Here is an 18,085-nt window from a genome sequence, read left to right on the forward strand (position 1 = left end):
CTGGCCAGCGATTGTTCCCGTCGCAACGGGATGTTAAAGCCTTCCGAAAACCGGAGACCAATCCCATGACCCTGCCGATCCGAATCGCACCGTCCATTCTTGCCGCCGATTTCTCCAAGCTTGGCCAGGAAGTCACCGACGTCGTGCAGGCCGGTGCCGACTGGGTGCATCTCGACGTCATGGATGGTCATTTCGTACCCAACATCTCATTCGGACCTGACGTCATCAAGTCGCTGCGACCGCATACGGATGCGTTCTTCGACTGCCATCTGATGATTGCACCGGCCGACCCCTTTCTTGAGGCCTTCGCCAAGGCCGGCTGCGACAGCATTACCGTCCACGCTGAATCGGGCCCTCACCTGCATCGCTCCCTGCAGACGATCCGCAGCCTCGGCAAGAAGGTCGGTGTGACGCTCAACCCGGCAACGTCGCTGTCGTCGCTCGAAAACGTGCTCGATGACGTCGATCTGATCCTGATCATGAGCGTCAACCCAGGCTTCGGCGGCCAGAAATTCGTCCCCGCCATGCTCGACAAGATCCGTGCGACGAAGTCCCTGATCGGTGACCGCCCGATCGAGATCGAAGTCGACGGCGGCATTACTGCAGACACGATCGGCGCTGCGAGCGCTGCCGGCGCAAACGTCTTCGTTGCCGGCTCCGCCATCTACAAGGGTGACGGCATCGACGCCTACCGCCGCAATATCGACGCACTGAAAACAGCGGCAAGCAGCGCGCGCTAACCATCAGGCGCCCTCTTACCCGCAAACAAACCCGAAGTTATTGAGCTTTGGCCCGCTTGTTGCTACAGGCTGGGCAACACTTGACAGGAAAGCCGCACGCTCATGATCCCTCGCTATTCCCGGCCCGAGATGGTCGCCATCTGGTCTCCAGAGACGAAGTTCCGCATCTGGTTCGAAATCGAGGCGCATGCCTGCGACGCGCTTGCCGCGATCGGCGTGATCCCGAAGTCGGCGGCCGAGACGATCTGGGAAAAAGGCGGCAGCGCAACATTCGATGTCGCGCGCATCGACGAGATCGAAGCCGTCACCAAGCATGACGTCATCGCCTTCCTCACCCACCTTGCCGAATTCGTCGGCCCCGACAGCCGATTCATCCACCAGGGCATGACATCCTCGGACGTCCTCGACACCTGTTTCAACATCCAGCTCGTGCGGGCGACCGACATCCTGATCGCCGGCATTGATCGCGTTCTTGAAGCCCTCAAGACCCGTGCCTTCGAGCACAAGGATACGGTCCGCATCGGCCGCAGCCACGGCATCCATGCCGAGCCGACGACGATGGGCCTGACCTTCGCGCGCTTTTATGCGGAAATGTATCGCAACAAGACCCGTCTGCTCGAAGCCCGTGAGGAAGTTGCCACCTGCGCGATCTCAGGCGCCGTCGGCACGTTTGCCAATATCGATCCCCGCGTCGAGGAGCATGTCGCAGCAGCGCTCGGCCTGAAGGCAGAACCGGTTTCCACGCAGGTCATCCCGCGCGACCGTCATGCGATGTATTTCGCGGTCCTCGGAGTCATCGCCTCGTCGATCGAAAACGTCGCGATCGAAATTCGCCACATGCAGCGCACGGAAGTTCTGGAAGCGGAGGAATTCTTCTCGCCCGGCCAGAAGGGCTCGTCGGCCATGCCGCACAAGCGCAATCCTGTTCTGACCGAGAACCTGACCGGTCTTGCCCGCCTTGTGCGCATGTCGGTGGTTCCGGCGATGGAAAACGTTGCTCTATGGCACGAGCGTGACATCAGTCACTCGAGCGTCGAACGCGCCATCGGCCCTGATACGACCGTCACCCTCGACTTCGCCCTCAACCGTCTCGCCGGCGTCATCGAAAAGCTGGTGATCTACCCAGAGAACATGTTGAAGAACATGAACAAGTTCAAGGGTCTGGTCATGAGCCAGCGCGTCCTTCTGGCGCTCACGCAGGCTGGCACCTCGCGCGAGGATGCCTACCGTCTGGTGCAGCGCAATGCCATGAAGGTCTGGGAAGAAGGCAAGGACTTCCTCGAAGAGCTGCTGGCCGATCAGGAAGTCCGGGCCGCCCTTTCCGAGGAAGAGATCCGCGAGAAGTTCGACCTCGGCTACCACACCAAGCATGTCGACACGATCTTCACCCGCGTCTTTGGCGAAGCGTGATACAGGCAGCTTGATATTGAAATCACGCAAACACAGATTAGCGGCATGAAAGCATCCGAAGCCGATATCCTCATCATCCCGGGTTACACCAATTCCGGCCCAGGCCACTGGCAAACGCGGTGGGAGTCTAAACTCGCCACCGCCCGCCGGGTCGAGCAATCGGAATGGGCAAAGCCAGTCAAGGACGACTGGGTCCAAAGGCTCGTGGAAGAGGTGAACGCCTCGACGCGACCGGTGGTGCTCGTCGCCCACTCGCTGGGCGTGGCAACCGCCATCCATGCGATCCCTCTTTTCAAGAAGAAGATCGCCGGTGCGTTTCTCGTTGCGCCGCCCGAGGTCGAGAACCCGAAGATCAGGCCAAAACACCTGATGACCTTCGGCCCCTACCCGCGCGATCCGCTACCGTTCCCGACGCTTACCGTGGCCAGCCGAAACGATCCGTTCGGATCCTACGAGCACGCCGACGATATCGCCGCGTCCTGGGGATCGGTCTTGGTCGATGCAGGGGAATCCGGGCATATCAACGCGGAATCGGGGCATGGTCCCTGGCCGGAGGGTACGATGGTGTTTGCCCAGTTCCTCGGCAAACTGAAGCCCTGAACTCGGGGGGCACGCCGGAATCAAGACGCATTTTTCCTGCTAGGCTGGGAAGTTGCCGCGGTACACGACTGAGTCGTCTGCGGCCTATGCGGTAGAGGGAGCCGGCATAGCTTTTTTCATCGGGATGAAAACCGGACGGAAGGCCCCCGCATTGTGAAATGCGATCTTTTCCGATATGGACCCCACAAACACGATCCATTGCGCCTGCCCCGGGTGCCAACAACGAGAAAACAATCATGAACCGTCGCCGCCGTATTTACGAAGGCAAGGCAAAGATCCTTTACGAAGGCCCGGAGCCAGGCACGCTGATCCAGTTCTTCAAGGACGATGCCACAGCCTTCAACAAGAAGAAGCACGGTGTGATCGACGGCAAGGGCGTTCTGAACAACCGCATTTCGGAATATCTCTTCACACACCTGAACAAGATCGGCATTCCCACGCATTTCATTCGTCGGCTGAACATGCGCGAGCAGCTGATCAAGGAAGTGGAGATGATCCCGCTCGAGATCGTCGTGCGCAACGTCGCCGCCGGCTCGCTGTCGGAACGTCTGGGCATCGAGGAAGGCACCGTTCTTCCCCGCTCGATCATCGAATTCTACTACAAGTCCGATCAGCTTGCCGATCCGATGGTGTCCGAAGAGCACATCACCGCCTTCGGTTGGGCAAACCCGGCCGAGCTCGATGATGTCATGGCGCTCGCCATCCGCGTCAACGACTTCCTGTCCGGCCTTTTCCTCGGTGTCGGCATCCAGCTCGTCGATTTCAAGATCGAATGCGGCCGCCTTTTCGAAGGCGACATGATGCGCATCATCCTGGCTGACGAGATCTCGCCCGACAGCTGCCGTCTCTGGGATATTGAGACGAAGGAAAAGATGGACAAGGATCGGTTCCGCCGCGATCTCGGCGGTCTGGTCGAAGCCTATTCCGAGGTGGCGCGCCGTCTCGGCATCATCAACGAAAACGAGCCGCTCCGCGGGACCGGCCCGGTTCTTGTCAAGTAATTCGGGGGATATTCAGTGATCAAGGCACGCGTGACCGTTACGCTCAAGAACGGCGTTCTAGACCCGCAGGGTAAGGCCATCGAAGGCGCGCTCGGAAGCCTCGGCTTTGAAGGCGTCGGCCATGTTCGTCAGGGCAAGGTGTTCGACCTTTCCCTTGAGGGCACCGACAAGGTAAAGGCCGAAGCAGACTTGAAGTCGATGTGCGAAAAGCTTCTGGCTAACACGGTAATCGAGAACTATACTATCGCAATCGACTAACGGTTGCGGGGTGTGTCATGGCCGACGTCACGAATGAACTCATGTACGAACTGATGAAGCGCGTGCAAGCAGACATATCTGACATCAAAATCGGCCAACGGGATCTGAAGGCAGAAGTGAATGCCATGCGTGGTGCGATGATATCGCTCCATCAGGACATGCATAATATCCACACGGCACTGGCGCGCCACGACCTGCGTCTCGACCGTATCGAAACCCGCCTCGAGCTGCGCGAGCTGTCTGAGGCACAGGCAAGGTTTGAACCGCACCCATGAAGTCCGCCGTCGTCCAGCTTCCCGGCCTCAATCGCGACCGCGACATGATCGCCGCCCTCACCAAGATCTCCGGCCAGGCGCCCGTCACCATCTGGCAGACGGAAACCGAGATCCCTGATGATATCGACCTGATCGTCATTCCGGGCGGGTTCTCCTACGGCGACTATCTGCGCTGTGGCGCAATTGCTGCCCGCATGCCGGTCATGCAGGCCATCAAGCAGAAGGCCGAACAGGGCGTGAAGGTCATGGGCGTCTGCAATGGCTTCCAGATCCTGGTCGAAGCGGGCATGCTGCCGGGTGCACTGATGCGCAATACGTCGCTGAAGTTCGTGTGCAAGGACGTGAAGCTCGAAGTGGTGAATGCCGAAACGGACTTTACCCGCGCCTATGGCAAGGGCCAGATCATCCGCTGCCCGGTCGCCCACCATGACGGCAACTACTTCGTTGACGCAGAAACTCTCGCGTCCATGGAAGACAAGGGCCAGGTCGTGTTCCGCTATGCGGAAGGCACCAACCCCAACGGTTCGTTGAGCGATATCGCTGGCGTCATCAACGCGCGCGGCAACGTTCTCGGCATGATGCCGCACCCGGAAAACCTGATCGAAGCCGCGCATGGCGGCAGTGACGGTCGCGGCCTTTTTGCCTCGGCGCTCGACGTGATCGCTGCCTGACCGGTCTCAGGTCTCCGTAGAAGACAATACCATAACCCTCCGGGAACGACATGCAGATCTCTTACCGTACTATGACTGCCATTTCTCTTGTCGCTCTCGGGACCGCGCTCGCGTCCTGCCAGTCGAAACCACCCGTCAAAGCGGTCAGCAACGCATCGGCGCTCGACGTGATGGAAAAGGTTGCCGTTGGCGCCAATCGCTGCTGGTTCCGGTCGGGCGACCCGGCCTTCAAGTCCTACGCGTTCGCGCCGGAACTGACGTCCTTCTCCGGTCGTCCACGCTTTCTTCTGACACGCAAGGGCTCGTCCGATATCCGTCCGCTTCTCGTGGTGCAGGCGGAGGGCAGACCTGCCAAGCTTTCCACCTTCGGCCCGCTGATGAGCGAGCCTGTGTCGGGCCGCGTCAACGCCGATGTGCAACGCTGGGCCGCTGGCAACACCAACTGCTGATCTCGACCGTCAGAAGCCTTCTGTCGATAGCGTAAGCTCCGTACGAGTTTCGCAGACCACTCTCTCCTCAAACGGCAACATAAAGCCGATTCGAGGAGAGTAGTTTGCCGCCGATTTCCCTGACACTGCCGGCGCGGATCGCCCTCGCTGCACCCTTGGCATTCCTGTCCATGGTCGCGACACCGATCGTTGCTGCCGAACAACTGTTCGACGACGCGCGTTTTGGAGTCCTCACCTCCCTGGACAGCGGTCGCAAGGAAAACGGCGTCTTCCTGACGGGAATGCTCCTCACCGATCCGTTCGGTCGTGAACAGGCGACGGGCGTTGAGAAGGTCCTGCGGCCCCGTCTTCACGTCGGCGGCGAACTCAGCACCACGGGCGAAACGAGCCAGGTCTATGCAGGCTTCTCGTGGACAATGCCGGTCACGCGCAATGTCTTCGTGGAAGCAGGCTTCGGCGGCGCGCTGCATGACGGCAACCTGGACAGCGGCGACGACCCTCAGCTTGGCTGCCGCGCACTCTTCCACGAATATGTGGCCGCAGGCGTCAAACTTCTCGGAAACTGGCAGCTCCTGGCGCAGGCGGGCCATTCGTCTCACGCCAATCTCTGCGACGGACCAAACGATGGTCTGACCCGCGCGGGTCTGACGGTAGGTTACCGGTTCTGATCTCGGCTTTTGCCTGTGGCGCGCCGGCATTTTCTTGTCGCGCCTCGTCAAGACATAGGCTAAAGAGCGGCGCATATCTCGCTCCGCAACATAGAGAAGATCATGACCATTCCGAACAGCTTCCCGATCACGCCAGAACTCGTCGCATCCCACGGCCTCAAGCCCGACGAATATCAGCGGATCCTGGATCTGATCGGCCGCGAGCCGACCTATACCGAACTCGGTATCTTCTCGGCTATGTGGAACGAGCACTGCTCCTACAAGTCATCCAAGCGCTGGCTGCGCACGCTGCCCACCAAGGGCCCGCGCGTCATCCAGGGCCCTGGCGAGAACGCCGGCGTGGTCGATATCGATGACGGCGATGTCGTCGTCTTCAAGATGGAGAGCCACAACCACCCGTCCTATATCGAGCCCTACCAGGGTGCGGCGACCGGCGTCGGCGGCATCCTGCGCGACGTCTTCACCATGGGTGCACGGCCGATTGCGGCCATGAACGCCCTGCGTTTCGGTGCCCCTGACCACGCAAAGACAAAACACCTCGTCTCCGGCGTCGTTGCCGGCGTCGGTGGTTACGGCAACTCCTTTGGCGTGCCGACGGTCGGCGGCGAAGTCGAGTTTGACGAACGCTACAATGGCAACATCCTCGTCAACGCCTTCGCAGCTGGACTTGCAAAATCCGACGGAATCTTCCTGTCGGAAGCCAAGGGCGTTGGCTTGCCCGTCGTCTATCTCGGTGCGAAGACCGGCCGCGACGGTGTCGGCGGCGCCACGATGGCATCGGCCGAATTCGACGCCGATATCGAGGAGAAGCGCCCAACCGTTCAGGTCGGCGACCCCTTTACCGAAAAGTGCCTGCTCGAAGCCTGCCTCGAACTGATGAAGACCGGCGCTGTCATCGCCATTCAGGATATGGGTGCCGCCGGCCTCACCTGCTCGGCCGTCGAAATGGGCGCCAAGGGCGGCCTCGGCATCGAACTGCAGCTCGATCAGGTCCCGGTCCGCGAAGAGCGCATGACCGCATATGAAATGATGCTCTCGGAAAGCCAGGAGCGGATGCTCATGGTGCTGGAGCCTTCGAAGGAAGAAGTCGCCAAGGCGATCTTCGTCAAATGGGGCCTCGATTTCGCAATCGTCGGCAAGACCACAGATGACCTGCGTTTCCGCGTCATCCATCAGGGCGAGGAAGTCGCCAACCTGCCGATCAAGGAACTGGGCGACGAAGCGCCGGAATACGACCGTCCGTGGATCCAGCAAAACCCGCGCCCTGACCTAGCAGCGGGAGACGTTGCAGCCCCGACGGATTACAACGATGCCATTCTGAAGCTGGTCGGCTCTGCCAACCAGTCCAGCCGCCGCTGGGTCTGGGAACAGTATGACACGCTGATCCAGGGCAATTCGCTGCAGCGCCCCGGCGGCGATGCCGGTGTCGTGCGCATCGAGACCCATCCCACCAAGGCGCTCGCCTTCTCGTCCGATGTCACGCCGCGTTATGTCGAGGCAGACCCCTATGAAGGCGGAAAGCAGGCGGTCGCCGAATGCTGGCGCAACATCGTCGCGACCGGCGCAGAACCGCTCGCAGCCACCGACAACCTCAATTTCGGCAACCCGGAAAAGCCTGAGATCATGGGCCAGCTCGTCGGCGCCATCAAGGGCATCGGTGAAGCGTGCCTGGCACTCGATTTCCCGATCGTCTCCGGCAACGTCTCCCTCTACAACGAGACCAACGGCGTCGCCATCCTGCCGACCCCGACGATCGCAGGCGTTGGCCTGCTGCCCGACTGGCAGAAGATGGCAAGGATCGGCTCGGCCGGCGACGGCGACGTGCTGATCATGATCGGTACCGATGGCAGCCATCTCGGCTCCTCGATCTACCTGCGCGACATCCTCGGCTCGACAGAAGGCCCAGCACCCACCGTCGATCTTTCCGCCGAACGCCGCAACGGTGACTTCGTCCGCTCGGCAATCCGCAACGGCCACGTCAGCGCCTGCCACGACATCTCCTCCGGCGGCCTGGGTCTCGCCCTCGTCGAAATGGCGATGGCGTCCGAAAAGGGCATGACCGTCAGCCTGTCGGAACAGCGCGGACCGTCGCATGCTCTCCTGTTCGGGGAAGATCAGGCACGTTACGTGATCGCCGTTCCGGCCGACATCGCCAATTTCCTGCAGGCCAATGCTGAAGGTGCAGCCGTGCCCTTCCGCCGCCTCGGCAAGGTCGCCGGCGAACGCGTCGTCGTTGATGACATCGTCGACATCACTGTCGAGGATCTCACCATCGCTCACGAGAGCTGGTTCCCCTCGTTCATGGCATGAGCAACGACCGGGCGGCGTCGATCGATCCAAATCCTCTAGCAATCTGGATTTGAGGTTGTTACCTCTTTGACCGGAGGACGGCTTTCAGGCAGTCTTTCGGTCAAAGCATGCCGCGATATGAGTCTGCGGCCGAAGAAGAGGAAGACAATATGCCCATGCGTCCCGGCGATATCGAAGACATGATCAAGGCCGGAATTCCCGGCGCCAAGGTCACGATCCGCGATCTGGCGGGTGACGGTGACCACTACGCAGCCGAGGTCGTCGCGGACGCGTTCCGCGGCAAGAGCCGCGTCCAGCAGCACCAGATGGTCTACGAAGCGCTGAAGGGCAATATGGGCGGCGTTCTGCATGCCCTGGCGCTTCAGACCTCCGCTCCATCAGAGTAACGGAGCTTCGGGTGCGATGTCCGACCTGATCAAGCAGATCGTTACCAGCGTTGTGGACGATGTCGTCAAGCAGCTTCTGGGCAAGTCGCACGGCCGCACGCCTTCCAAGCGCAAAAAGCGTCAGACCCGCGCCGCTGCATCGGGAAGCACGCGGTCCGCGACCACGGGTAGGTTCACCGGCAAAAAGCCCAGAACGCGATCAGAACTTGCGAAGCCAGCGAAAAAGCAGACGAGCCGCCGGCGCACCGCCACCAGCCGCAGCAAGCAACGCAGTCGACAGCCCTAAGGGGCACGTCATTGGTGGCGTCGCGCGAAGGCGTAAACAGTTTGACACTTCAAGCGGAATTGCGCTGGAATTAGTAAGGTCACCTTGCTATTTAAGGGGCAAGACACCGCAGCGGTCCTTGAAACCGCATGTGAAAGGAAAGATCATGAGCGGCATTCACGACTTCATCGCAAACGAAATCAAGACGAACGATGTCGTTCTCTTCCTCAAGGGCACGCCCCAGTTCCCGCAATGCGGCTTCTCCGGCCAGGTCGTCCAGATCCTCGATTACCTCGGGCTCGACTATAAGGGCGTGAATGTTCTGGCCGACGCGGAAATCCGCCAGGGCATCAAGGACTATTCCAACTGGCCGACGATTCCTCAGCTCTACATCAAGGGCGAATTCGTTGGCGGATGCGATATCGTCCGCGAAATGTTCCAGTCGGGCGAGCTCAAAACCCATATCGAGGAACAGGGCATTACCGTCCGCGCAGCCTGATCCGGCTTGATATACTCTCCAAAATTTTGAAGGCGCCGCTCCCACGGCGCCTTTCCCATTCTTTAGGAAATCCCCCGTGACAAATCCTTCACATCCCGTTGTCCCAAAGCTGCAAGGCATGGGAAGGGCACAATTCATTGCCATGATGGCCGCTCTGATGGCACTCAACGCCCTCGCCATCGATATCATGCTTCCCGGACTACAGCAGATCGGCGCAGCACTCGGCGTCGAGAACGAGAACCATCGACAGTATGTCGTCTCGGCCTATCTGTTCGGCTTCGGCATCGCCCAGCTCTTCTATGGCCCGATCTCCGACCGTTTCGGCCGACGCACGCCACTGCTGATCGGTCTCGGCATCTATATCGTCTCCGCGATCGCCGTCGTTTTCGTACCCTCGTTTGCGGGCCTGCTCATCCTGCGCTTCATCCAGGGCATCGGCTCGGCGGCCACTCGCGTCATCTCCGTCTCGATCGTCCGCGACGTCTTCGGCGGTCGCGCCATGGCGGAAGTCATGTCTCTCATCATGATGGTATTCATGATCGTGCCGATCATCGCGCCTGGAACGGGACAACTCGTGCTGCTGTTTGGTGACTGGCACCTGATCTTCGTCTTCATCGCCGTCGTCGCAATCATTGTCACGATCTGGGTTGCCCGCAAGCTGCCCGAAACGCTGGATCAGGCCGATGTCCGCCCGTTCACGGTAAAGTCCATCGTCGCCGGCTTCCTGATCGTGCTCACCAATCGCATGGCGCTTTGCTACACGCTCGCGAGCACGTTCATCTTCGGCGCCCTGTTCGGCTTTATCAACTCGGCCCAGCAGGTCTATGTCGGCATCTACCAGCTCGGCGTCTGGTTTCCGGTGGCGTTTGCTGCGGTCGCTCTGTTCATGTCGATCTCGGCCTTCCTCAACTCTCGCTGGGTCGGCAGGCTCGGCATGCGCAAGCTGTCGCACGCCGCCATCATCGGCTTCGTCGTGGTCACCTTCCTGTGGCTGAGCGTCCAGTTGCTGTCATCCGAACCGATGCCCTTCCTGCTGTTCCTGGCCTTCTTCGCCATGGCCATGTTCCTGTTCGGCCTGATTGCCTCGAACTTCAATTCGCTGGCAATGGAGCCCCTCGGCCACGTGGCGGGCACCGCGTCCTCCGTCCTCGGCTTCATGGGCACGGTCGGCGGCGCGATCATTGGCGCATCGATCGGCCAGGCCTTCGACGGCACGGCAACCCCGATGGTGGCAGGCTTCTTTACCGTCTCGGTCATCGGCCTGATCTTCGTGCTGATCGGCGAAAAGGGAAAGCTCTTCCGGCCCCACAACCACAAGGCCTGACAGTCCATCACGTCAGAGCGCAAAAAAGGCCGGAGCGATCCGGCCTTTTTCGGTTCCGCTTTGTCTCGAAGGGTCGGTCAGGTAGAGGGCGAATTGACACTCTAACGGAGAGAGTCAGCTTTCGGCCGATAACGGACATTGCGACAACAATCAGATCGCATAGTATTCAGTTACGTCTGTGACTGACTGGGAAGAAACTATGCCTTTAGGGTTGATAGCTTTGCTGCCTTGTATCGCAATCATCACATTCACCTTGATCGTTCGCCAAGGTTTCCCGACATGGATGTCTCCGCTGGTTGTTGGAGCAGCACTAGCCCTCGCTCTGTCACCTCTTCGCCTTGGAGTAGCTCAGTCCTGTCGGATCGATGAAAGTGAGTGTGTCGGGGCGACCGCAGTCTACTATTTAGTCCTCGCACTATGGACACCCTTTGTTATCGTATTTCTGGGCCGCATAATCGTTGTAAATCGAGCGAAGCAATAGTGCTGCACATCGCAAGCGGCCGGCGCCGTTCTATGTCCGCAACCGGCCGGCAGCAGTCATCCGGGTTGTTGAAATTTATGCTTCCTTGCGCTGATACTGGATCAAGCTTGAATACGTTCTACCTCCGCAATTGGCGCAAAGCTGCCGAGGTCGGCTGTCGGCCCAATGCGGCCCAAGCAGTCAATTGAGTTGGTGAAATTTATACATCCCTTACTTTCTCCATCGAGTATGGAGAAGACCGAGGCTGCTCAAGTCAACCTGTCTCTCTGTGATAGAGCGGCGTGCCTTCAAGATCGGCGTTAAGGAGCCGCTGGAGTTCTGTTAGGCTTTCTCGCACGTGCGAGGTTGCCACAGGGTCCAATCGCAGTTGGTTCTCGTATCCAGACTTCAGCATCAATTGCACAAGATCGCGCAATTCAGCCTTGTCGGCGTCGGCGACTTCGGTGAGGTCACCATGGTTGTATCCATAATCATAGCTCTGCTTGAACTTGATGAGAAAGGGCCGAGAACCGGCGCTCTCGATCCACCAGTCGATCATATCTAGGACGATGCTACGCCTTAAGCTCCAAACTTCGTCTGTCTTTCTGAACCTGAAAACGCTCAAAACACGAGACCCTTATAGCAGCGCTGCCAACAACGTCCATGGCACTAGATGCATCGATCCCAATCCGCAAGTCATCACTATGGGGGCAGCCTAGAATACTTACCATTTAACGAATACCTTCTATTGGCGCAAAGCTGCCGAGGTCGGCTTCGGCTCAGAGCTGACTTTCATCAGGGCGTTCGATGTCTTTCCCTTCGTGTCCAAACGCCCTTATCACAGCTATCTCTCCCACGATGGCTTGGTTGAAGCTCTCAACGTCTTCAGCAGGTATCCAGTATTCTCTCAACGCTTGGCCCCCGGCCTCTTGAGGCGCGTAGGAAGCCAGAAACGTTTTGAGAACTTCGAAGCGGGTGACATAGCCTGCGCCGTCGCGACTGACATTCCAATCCCTTGCGATCCGAATGGCGTAGTCTTCGGAAAGGACCGGATAGAAGATGGGTTGGTCGGGTAGTCGGGGCGGAAATGCCTTCATGCCACTCTGCTTTATCAACTCCAACTCGACCGGACCTACAGATCGCCAAAGGGTTACTTTTTCCATCGCTATCTCCGCAAGAACGCTTGATCTCGTAGCTCTACACGAGGCTTCAGGTATTACGAAAGTCCGCTTCTGGCGCAACGCTGCCGAAGACGCCTTTCGGCCCGTTGCGGACATAGAACGGTGCCGCGAGATTGGTTTGCTTTGCCTTCACCACCCGCGAAAAGCTCGGTGGGGTAGCGCGCCTGAGGCATACGTTGCCCCGATGCGTTTCCGCAACAGCGCTACTCAGCTTTGCTGGTCAGCAATTCGTCGAGCTGGTCCAACTGCTCGGGCAATGCGACCGCCGAGCCCTGCAGGGCCTCCTCAAGCGCCTCCTTGGACGGATAGACCTCGTGGAAACGCAACAGCGTCATTCCGCCCTGGTCCTCGAGGCTCACGGTCGTGACCGCGCCCTCTTCGCCCTCGTCGTTGGTCCAGACAATGCGCTCGTTCGGTACGACCTCGAGATACTTGCCATAAAAGGCCATGGTATCGGAATCGCCGCCAGCACCGAATTCCAGCCGATACTTGCCGCCGGTACGCACGTCCATGTCGCACGATACGAGCGATAGGCCGGGGACCGATTTTGGCACCCACCAAGCCCGGAAGATCTCGGGCTCACTCCACGCCCTGAAAACGGCAATCGGCGGCGCATTGAATGTCCGCGTGACGACCAATTCGCGATCGCCCCTGCGCTCCAATGATGTCACGTCAACTTGCTGATTCATCGGTTACCTCCCGTTGCATGGTACTGATGAGTTCATTCAATGGTTCGAAGCGGGCCTCGAAAAGCTTTCGATGCGCCTCTACGCACTCGGCCTCCGCCTCAAGTCCGTGTCTCGCAAGCCTGCAGGTTCTCACCCGTCCGATCTACTCGGTGACAACGAGCCCCGCTCGTTCGAGAACCTGGATATGCTTCCGCATGCCGCCTTCCGGCACCAAAATACACGAGGGTTCAACGAGGACAACGGAGTTGGCTTACGGTGTCGTTTCGCCCTCTACTGGGACCGACCCCTTGAAGGCTCAGTCGCCGATGAGTTCGCGGCGCAGCATCTGCCAGCTGTCCTTGCAGGTCGCGACCAGCAGCCCGCCATCCACGTGGTTCGGCAGGTAATCGGATCCGTCGAAGCGCGCCGCATAACCGCCGGCCTCCGTGGCAATCAGGGTGCCCGCCAGATGATCCCAAGGCATGAGCTTGTTGTAGAGAAGGTATTGCACGTGCCCGCCGGCAAAGGTGCGATACTCGTGCGCGGCACATCGATAGTTGGCAAAGAAACGCACCTTCGCCAGATTGGCCAGCAGCCGCTCTCTTTCCTCGCCGAAGAAATACCCGGGTGACGCCATTCCGACCATGTCGCCGATCGGTGTCGCTTCCGCGACCGCAAGGCGCACCGCATCGCCGTCAGGACGGCGCAGGGAGGCGCCTGCGCCCTTTTCCGCCATCACCCAGTCGTCACCCATCGGATCGTAGATGATGCCGGCCACCGTTTCGCCTTTCCAGACGACAGAGGCCATGACACCGAAGGCAGGAATGCCGGAGGCGAAATTGAACGTGCCATCGACAGGATCGACGACGATCGCGAAATCCGAGCCTCCAAGCTTGGCGAGAAGCGACGGATCGGCGGCCACCGATTCTTCGCCGACAAACAGAGCATCAGGCGCCAGCGCTTCAAGCTCGCGGCGGATCAGACGCTCGGCAGCCTCGTCCGCTTCGGTCACAAGATCCGACGGCTCGCTTTTGGAACGCACGTCGCCGCTTCCAAGCCGCCGGAACCGCGGCAGGATCTCTTCCTTCGCCGCAAGGCGCAGGATGTCGGCAAGCTTGGCTATATCGAGCGGCATGGTCATTGTATGAGATCCTGCAGTGGTGGGAGCAGCTTGTTGGGGATCAGGCGTCGGGGTTGGCGCTGAGGCCGGAGAAGTCGAACAGTTTCGGATCAAGCAGGTGCGACGGGTTCACATGCGCGAGTGCCCGCAGCATCGTATCCTTGCGGCCCGGCATGCGCGTCTCGATATCGGCAAGCATGGCCTTCATCGCATTGCGCTGCAGCCCGTCCTGCGAGCCGCAGAGGTCGCACGGGATGATCGGGAATTCCATGGCGGCAGAAAACTTCGCCAGATCGTCCTCGGCGCAATAGGCGAGCGGCCGCAGCACCATCACGTCGCCTTCGTCGTTCAGAAGCTTCGCCGGCATGCCGGCAAGCCGTCCGCCGTGAAAGAAGTTCATGAAGAAGGTTTCGAGAATATCTTCCCGGTGATGCCCGAGAACCAACGCGTCGCAACCCTCTTCGCGGGCAACCCGGTAGAGATTGCCGCGCCGAAGCCGTGAACAGAGCGCGCAGTAGGTTCCGCCTGCGGGCACCTTCTCCTTCACGATCGAATAGGTATCGCGATACTCGATCCGGTGCTTGACGCCGATGGAGGTGAGATAATCCGGCAGGATGTGTTTGGGAAAGTTCGGCTGTCCCTGATCGAGATTGCAGGCAAGCAGCTCGACCGGAAGCAGGCCACGCCATTGCAGATCGAGCAGAATGGCGAGCAGCGAATAGCTGTCCTTGCCGCCCGACAGGCCGACCAGCCAGCGTTTCTGATCCTTCAGCATGCCGAAATCGTCGAACGCCTGACGAACCTGCCGCAGCAGGCGCTTGCGCAACTTGTTGAACGAGACCGAACTCGGTGCATCCCTGAATAGGGACGGCACGAGGCCATCCACGACCTCGTCGATCTCATCCGGTATTGTTGCGTTCAATCCCATGTCCAAACCTCATGTGAAACGGGCGGCCAGTGGCCGCCCGATCATTCCAACCTCAGGCGCCGAGCGCTGCGGCCACGGCTTCCAGCGCATCATTGGCCTTGGCACCGTCAGGGCCACCGGCCTGCGCCATATCCGGCCGTCCGCCGCCGCCCTTGCCGCCAAGTGCCGCAGAGGCGATCCGCACCAGATCGACAGCGCTGAAGCGGCCGATAAGATCAGGCGTCACCGCCACGACCGCACTCGCCTTGCCGTCTTCCGACACGCCAACCAGCGTCACGACACCCGAACCGAGGGTAGCCTTGCCTTCGTCCGCGAGACCCTTCAGGTCCTTCGCATCGATGCCGGCCAGCGCCTTGCCCATGAACTTGATGCCAGCGATCTCGCGGATGTCGTCGGCAGAGCCGCCCTGCTGACCGCCACCCATGGCGAGCCGGCGCTTGGCATCCGCCAACTCCTTCTCAAGCTTGCGACGCTCGTCGATCAGCGCCTCGACGCGGGAGACAAGCTCACCGGGCTGAACCTTTAGCGCACCCGACAACGTCTTCACGCGCTCATCCTGCTCGGCAAGATAGGCACGCGCCGCGTCCCCCGTCACCGCTTCGACACGGCGAACACCAGCGCCGACGGCGCTTTCGGAGAGTATGCGCACGAGGCCGATATCGCCCGTCGCGTTGACATGCGTCCCGCCGCAAAGTTCGATCGAGTAAGGCTTGCCGGCCTTCGGACCATCGACGGCCTTGCCCATCGAGACAACGCGCACTTCATCGCCGTATTTCTCGCCGAACAGTGCCATTGCACCCTCGGCAATCGCGTCGTCGACGCTCATCAGGCGCGTGGTGACCTGCGCGTTCTGCAGGATGATGGCGTTGGCCATATCTTCGACGACCTGCAGTTCCTCTGACGACATCGGCTTCGGATGCGACACGTCGAAGCGCAGACGCTCAGGAGCGACCAGCGAGCCCTTCTGCGCCACATGGGTGCCGAGCACTTCGCGCAGGGCTTCATGCAGCAGATGCGTCGCGGAATGGTTCGAGCGCAGGCGCGAACGGCGGGCGTGATCGACGGCGAGGATGACCGCGTCGCCAGCCTTCAACGTGCCCTCGGTCACGGTTGCGATATGGACAAACAGCCCCTCGCCCCGCTTCTGGACGTCGGTCACTTCAAGCTTGGCGTGGTCGGTCGAGATCAAACCGGCATCGCCCATCTGGCCGCCGGATTCACCGTAGAACGGCGTCTGGCTGACGACGATTTGTACGGCATCGCCGCTCGAGGCACTGTCGATGGCCTTGCCATCCTTGACGATCGCCTGGACGACGCCTTCGGCCGTCTCGGTGTCATAGCCGAGGAATTCGGTGGCGCCGAACTTTTCCTTGATTTCGAACCAGACGGTTTCGGTCGCCTTGTCGCCGGAGCCTGTCCAATGCGAGCGGGCTTCGGCCTTCTGGCGTTCCATCGCATCGGTAAAGCCCGAAAGATCGACGCCGATTTCGCGGGCGCGGAGCGCGTCCTGCGTCAGATCGAGCGGGAAGCCGTAGGTGTCGTAAAGCTTGAACGCCGTCTCGCCGTCGAGCATGTCGCCCTTGTCGAGCGTGCTGGTCGCGTCCGAAAGCAGCGACAAACCACGTTCGAGCGTCTTGAGGAAGCGGGTTTCCTCGAGCTTCAGCGTTTCCGCGGTCAGCGCCTCTGCGCGCACCAGTTCCGGATAGGCGCGGCCCATTTCCTGCACCAGCGTCGGCAGCAGCTTGTACATGACCGGTTCTTTGGCACCGAGCAGCTGCGCATGGCGCATGGCGCGGCGCATGATGCGGCGAAGCACGTAACCACGGCCTTCGTTGGATGGCAGCACGCCGTCGGCAATCAGGAACGCGGACGACCGCAGATGGTCGGCGATGACGCGGTGGCTGGCACTGCCCTCGGCCTTCACGCTCAGGACATCCTCGATCGTGCCGATCAGCGTCTGGAACAGGTCAGTGTCGAACACGCTCTGCTTGCCCTGCAGGACGCAGGCCATGCGCTCGAGACCCATGCCGGTATCGATCGACGGGCGCGGCAGCAGCGTACGCTCGCCGGGTGCCGTCTGCTCGTACTGCATAAACACGAGGTTCCAGAATTCCAGGAAGCGGTCGCCGTCTTCTTCAGGCGAGCCCGGAGGTCCACCCCAGACATTCTCGCCCTGGTCGATGAAGATTTCCGAGCACGGACCGCAGGGGCCGGTATCGCCCATCTGCCAGAAATTGTCGGAGGTGGGAATGCGGATGATCTTGTCGTCGGAAATGCCGGCGATCTTCTTCCACAGCGTCGCAGCTTCCTCGTCTTCCGAATAGACCGTGACCAGCAACCGGTGCTTGGGCAGATCGAACCCTTCGGTAACCAGCTTCCAGGCAAGCTCGATCGCGTTTTCCTTGAAGTAGTCGCCGAACGAGAAGTTGCCGAGCATCTCGAAGAAGGTGAGATGGCGGGCGGTGTAACCGACATTGTCGAGATCGTTGTGCTTGCCACCGGCGCGCACGCATTTCTGGGAGGTGGTGGCCGTGGTGTAAGGGCGCTTTTCAAGACCCGTAAAGACGTTCTTGAACTGCACCATACCGGCATTGGTAAACATCAGCGTCGGGTCATTGCGCGGCACAAGCGGGGACGAGGACACAACCTCGTGGCCGTTCATTTGGAAATAGTCGAGAAACGTCGACCGGATTTCATTCACGCCGCTCATGCTAAGCCCTTTTTATCGCCGGGTGCGATGCTGTTATTCGAAGACGAAAGGCTTGTATCGTCCGCGTTCCCGACTGTCCAGCCACAGCACCCCTAATCATCCCAAACCCGCCCGAAACGCAGACCGGCCGCGCATCTTTGCGATGGCGGCCGGCAAGATTTG

At 60.1% G+C, this 18,085-nt stretch carries 20 protein-coding genes and 1 pseudogene; 14 read left to right on the top strand and 7 right to left on the bottom strand.

Going from position 1 to position 18,085, the window contains the following annotated elements:
• Positions 1-65: 65 nt before the first annotated feature.
• The 14 genes from rpe (at position 66) to IFT66_RS05555 (ending at position 10,856) form a co-directional block, all read left to right on the top strand.
• Positions 66-740, top strand: a complete 675-nt coding sequence (rpe, locus tag IFT66_RS05490; protein ID WP_192076942.1) for a ribulose-phosphate 3-epimerase — start codon at positions 66-68, stop codon at positions 738-740.
• 102 nt (positions 741-842) lie between these two features.
• Positions 843-2,150 carry an adenylosuccinate lyase gene (gene purB, locus IFT66_RS05495; RefSeq protein WP_062456678.1) on the top strand — a complete coding sequence of 436 codons (1,308 nt, stop codon included), beginning with the start codon at positions 843-845 and terminating at the stop codon, positions 2,148-2,150.
• Positions 2,151-2,195: 45 nt separating this feature from the next.
• Positions 2,196-2,750 carry an RBBP9/YdeN family alpha/beta hydrolase gene (locus tag IFT66_RS05500; RefSeq protein WP_192076943.1) on the top strand — a complete coding sequence of 185 codons (555 nt, stop codon included), beginning with the start codon at positions 2,196-2,198 and terminating at the stop codon, positions 2,748-2,750.
• Between the two features lie 236 nt (positions 2,751-2,986).
• The gene (gene purC / locus IFT66_RS05505; RefSeq protein WP_062456672.1) at positions 2,987-3,751 is read left to right on the top strand and encodes a phosphoribosylaminoimidazolesuccinocarboxamide synthase; all 765 of its coding nucleotides are present in this window, start codon (positions 2,987-2,989) and stop codon (positions 3,749-3,751) included.
• A 15-nt stretch (positions 3,752-3,766) separates the two neighbouring features.
• Positions 3,767-4,009, top strand: coding sequence for a phosphoribosylformylglycinamidine synthase subunit PurS (gene purS, locus IFT66_RS05510; protein ID WP_062456669.1), 243 nt, complete (start codon positions 3,767-3,769; stop codon positions 4,007-4,009).
• A 17-nt stretch (positions 4,010-4,026) separates the two neighbouring features.
• Complete coding sequence (locus tag IFT66_RS05515) at positions 4,027-4,284, top strand: hypothetical protein (RefSeq protein WP_062456667.1); 258 nt, start codon at positions 4,027-4,029, stop codon at positions 4,282-4,284.
• Positions 4,281-4,955 (top strand): phosphoribosylformylglycinamidine synthase subunit PurQ, encoded by a 675-nt coding sequence (purQ, locus tag IFT66_RS05520; protein ID WP_192076944.1) that lies wholly within the window; start codon positions 4,281-4,283, stop codon positions 4,953-4,955. Before IFT66_RS05515 ends, purQ begins: the two co-directional genes overlap by 4 nt.
• Positions 4,956-5,005: 50 nt before the next feature.
• Positions 5,006-5,404, top strand: coding sequence for a hypothetical protein (locus IFT66_RS05525; protein ID WP_174196610.1), 399 nt, complete (start codon positions 5,006-5,008; stop codon positions 5,402-5,404).
• Between the two features lie 170 nt (positions 5,405-5,574).
• The gene (locus IFT66_RS05530) at positions 5,575-6,072 is read left to right on the top strand and encodes an acyloxyacyl hydrolase (RefSeq protein ID WP_092661132.1); all 498 of its coding nucleotides are present in this window, start codon (positions 5,575-5,577) and stop codon (positions 6,070-6,072) included.
• Between the two features lie 102 nt (positions 6,073-6,174).
• Complete coding sequence (purL, locus tag IFT66_RS05535; RefSeq protein WP_192076945.1) at positions 6,175-8,382, top strand: phosphoribosylformylglycinamidine synthase subunit PurL; 2,208 nt, start codon at positions 6,175-6,177, stop codon at positions 8,380-8,382.
• A gap of 149 nt (positions 8,383-8,531) precedes the next feature.
• Positions 8,532-8,768: a BolA family protein gene (locus tag IFT66_RS05540; protein ID WP_062458029.1), complete on the top strand. Its 237-nt coding sequence runs from the start codon at positions 8,532-8,534 to the stop codon at positions 8,766-8,768.
• Between the two features lie 16 nt (positions 8,769-8,784).
• Entirely contained in the window at positions 8,785-9,054 is a 270-nt protein-coding gene (locus tag IFT66_RS05545; RefSeq protein WP_192076946.1) for a hypothetical protein, read from the top strand.
• Positions 9,055-9,199: 145 nt separating this feature from the next.
• Complete coding sequence (gene grxD, locus IFT66_RS05550; RefSeq protein ID WP_062456655.1) at positions 9,200-9,532, top strand: Grx4 family monothiol glutaredoxin; 333 nt, start codon at positions 9,200-9,202, stop codon at positions 9,530-9,532.
• A 118-nt stretch (positions 9,533-9,650) separates the two neighbouring features.
• Entirely contained in the window at positions 9,651-10,856 is a 1,206-nt protein-coding gene (locus tag IFT66_RS05555) for a multidrug effflux MFS transporter (protein WP_062456653.1), read from the top strand.
• A gap of 734 nt (positions 10,857-11,590) precedes the next feature.
• On the opposite strand, the gene IFT66_RS05560 is transcribed toward IFT66_RS05555, so the two are convergent.
• From IFT66_RS05560 to alaS, 7 genes and pseudogenes are all read right to left on the bottom strand, one after another.
• Entirely contained in the window at positions 11,591-11,875 is a 285-nt protein-coding gene (locus IFT66_RS05560) for a hypothetical protein (protein WP_192076947.1), read from the bottom strand.
• Positions 11,876-12,095: 220 nt separating this feature from the next.
• The gene (locus IFT66_RS05565; protein WP_192076948.1) at positions 12,096-12,479 is read right to left on the bottom strand and encodes an ADP-ribosylation/crystallin J1; all 384 of its coding nucleotides are present in this window, start codon (positions 12,477-12,479) and stop codon (positions 12,096-12,098) included.
• A 221-nt stretch (positions 12,480-12,700) separates the two neighbouring features.
• Entirely contained in the window at positions 12,701-13,186 is a 486-nt protein-coding gene (locus tag IFT66_RS05570; RefSeq protein WP_192076949.1) for an SRPBCC family protein, read from the bottom strand.
• Positions 13,170-13,385, bottom strand: a pseudogene (locus IFT66_RS23820) (ArsR family transcriptional regulator); the annotation flags it as partial. The pseudogene IFT66_RS23820 and the gene IFT66_RS05570, both read right to left, overlap by 17 nt.
• 96 nt (positions 13,386-13,481) lie before the next feature.
• On the bottom strand, positions 13,482-14,306 hold the full coding sequence (locus IFT66_RS05575) for an inositol monophosphatase family protein (protein WP_192076950.1): 825 nt from the start codon (positions 14,304-14,306) through the stop codon (positions 13,482-13,484).
• A gap of 40 nt (positions 14,307-14,346) precedes the next feature.
• The gene (gene ttcA, locus IFT66_RS05580; protein WP_192076951.1) at positions 14,347-15,213 is read right to left on the bottom strand and encodes a tRNA 2-thiocytidine(32) synthetase TtcA; all 867 of its coding nucleotides are present in this window, start codon (positions 15,211-15,213) and stop codon (positions 14,347-14,349) included.
• A 52-nt stretch (positions 15,214-15,265) separates the two neighbouring features.
• On the bottom strand, positions 15,266-17,923 hold the full coding sequence (gene alaS / locus IFT66_RS05585) for an alanine--tRNA ligase (protein ID WP_192076952.1): 2,658 nt from the start codon (positions 17,921-17,923) through the stop codon (positions 15,266-15,268).
• Between the last annotated feature and the right edge of the window lie 162 nt (positions 17,924-18,085).

Source organism: Rhizobium sp. CFBP 13726, from assembly GCF_014841925.1.
Classification (GTDB): domain Bacteria; phylum Pseudomonadota; class Alphaproteobacteria; order Rhizobiales; family Rhizobiaceae; genus Neorhizobium; species Neorhizobium soli.

Bases quoted from the DNA above. Each gene is read 5' to 3' on its own strand.
- rpe (WP_192076942.1), top strand. From the start codon at position 66: ATGACCCTGCCGATCCGAATCGCACCGTCCATTCTTGCCGCCGATTTC.
- purB (WP_062456678.1), top strand. From the start codon at position 843: ATGATCCCTCGCTATTCCCGGCCCGAGATGGTCGCCATCTGGTCTCCA.
- IFT66_RS05500 (WP_192076943.1), top strand. From the start codon at position 2,196: ATGAAAGCATCCGAAGCCGATATCCTCATCATCCCGGGTTACACCAAT.
- purC (WP_062456672.1), top strand. From the start codon at position 2,987: ATGAACCGTCGCCGCCGTATTTACGAAGGCAAGGCAAAGATCCTTTAC.
- IFT66_RS05515 (WP_062456667.1), top strand. From the start codon at position 4,027: ATGGCCGACGTCACGAATGAACTCATGTACGAACTGATGAAGCGCGTG.
- purQ (WP_192076944.1), top strand. From the start codon at position 4,281: ATGAAGTCCGCCGTCGTCCAGCTTCCCGGCCTCAATCGCGACCGCGAC.
- IFT66_RS05525 (WP_174196610.1), top strand. From the start codon at position 5,006: ATGCAGATCTCTTACCGTACTATGACTGCCATTTCTCTTGTCGCTCTC.
- IFT66_RS05530 (WP_092661132.1), top strand. From the start codon at position 5,575: ATGGTCGCGACACCGATCGTTGCTGCCGAACAACTGTTCGACGACGCG.
- purL (WP_192076945.1), top strand. From the start codon at position 6,175: ATGACCATTCCGAACAGCTTCCCGATCACGCCAGAACTCGTCGCATCC.
- IFT66_RS05540 (WP_062458029.1), top strand. From the start codon at position 8,532: ATGCCCATGCGTCCCGGCGATATCGAAGACATGATCAAGGCCGGAATT.
- IFT66_RS05545 (WP_192076946.1), top strand. From the start codon at position 8,785: ATGTCCGACCTGATCAAGCAGATCGTTACCAGCGTTGTGGACGATGTC.
- grxD (WP_062456655.1), top strand. From the start codon at position 9,200: ATGAGCGGCATTCACGACTTCATCGCAAACGAAATCAAGACGAACGAT.
- IFT66_RS05555 (WP_062456653.1), top strand. From the start codon at position 9,651: ATGGGAAGGGCACAATTCATTGCCATGATGGCCGCTCTGATGGCACTC.
- IFT66_RS05560 (WP_192076947.1), bottom strand. From the start codon at position 11,875: ATGATCGACTGGTGGATCGAGAGCGCCGGTTCTCGGCCCTTTCTCATC.
- IFT66_RS05565 (WP_192076948.1), bottom strand. From the start codon at position 12,479: ATGGAAAAAGTAACCCTTTGGCGATCTGTAGGTCCGGTCGAGTTGGAG.
- IFT66_RS05570 (WP_192076949.1), bottom strand. From the start codon at position 13,186: ATGAATCAGCAAGTTGACGTGACATCATTGGAGCGCAGGGGCGATCGC.
- IFT66_RS05575 (WP_192076950.1), bottom strand. From the start codon at position 14,306: ATGACCATGCCGCTCGATATAGCCAAGCTTGCCGACATCCTGCGCCTT.
- ttcA (WP_192076951.1), bottom strand. From the start codon at position 15,213: ATGGGATTGAACGCAACAATACCGGATGAGATCGACGAGGTCGTGGAT.
- alaS (WP_192076952.1), bottom strand. From the start codon at position 17,923: ATGAGCGGCGTGAATGAAATCCGGTCGACGTTTCTCGACTATTTCCAA.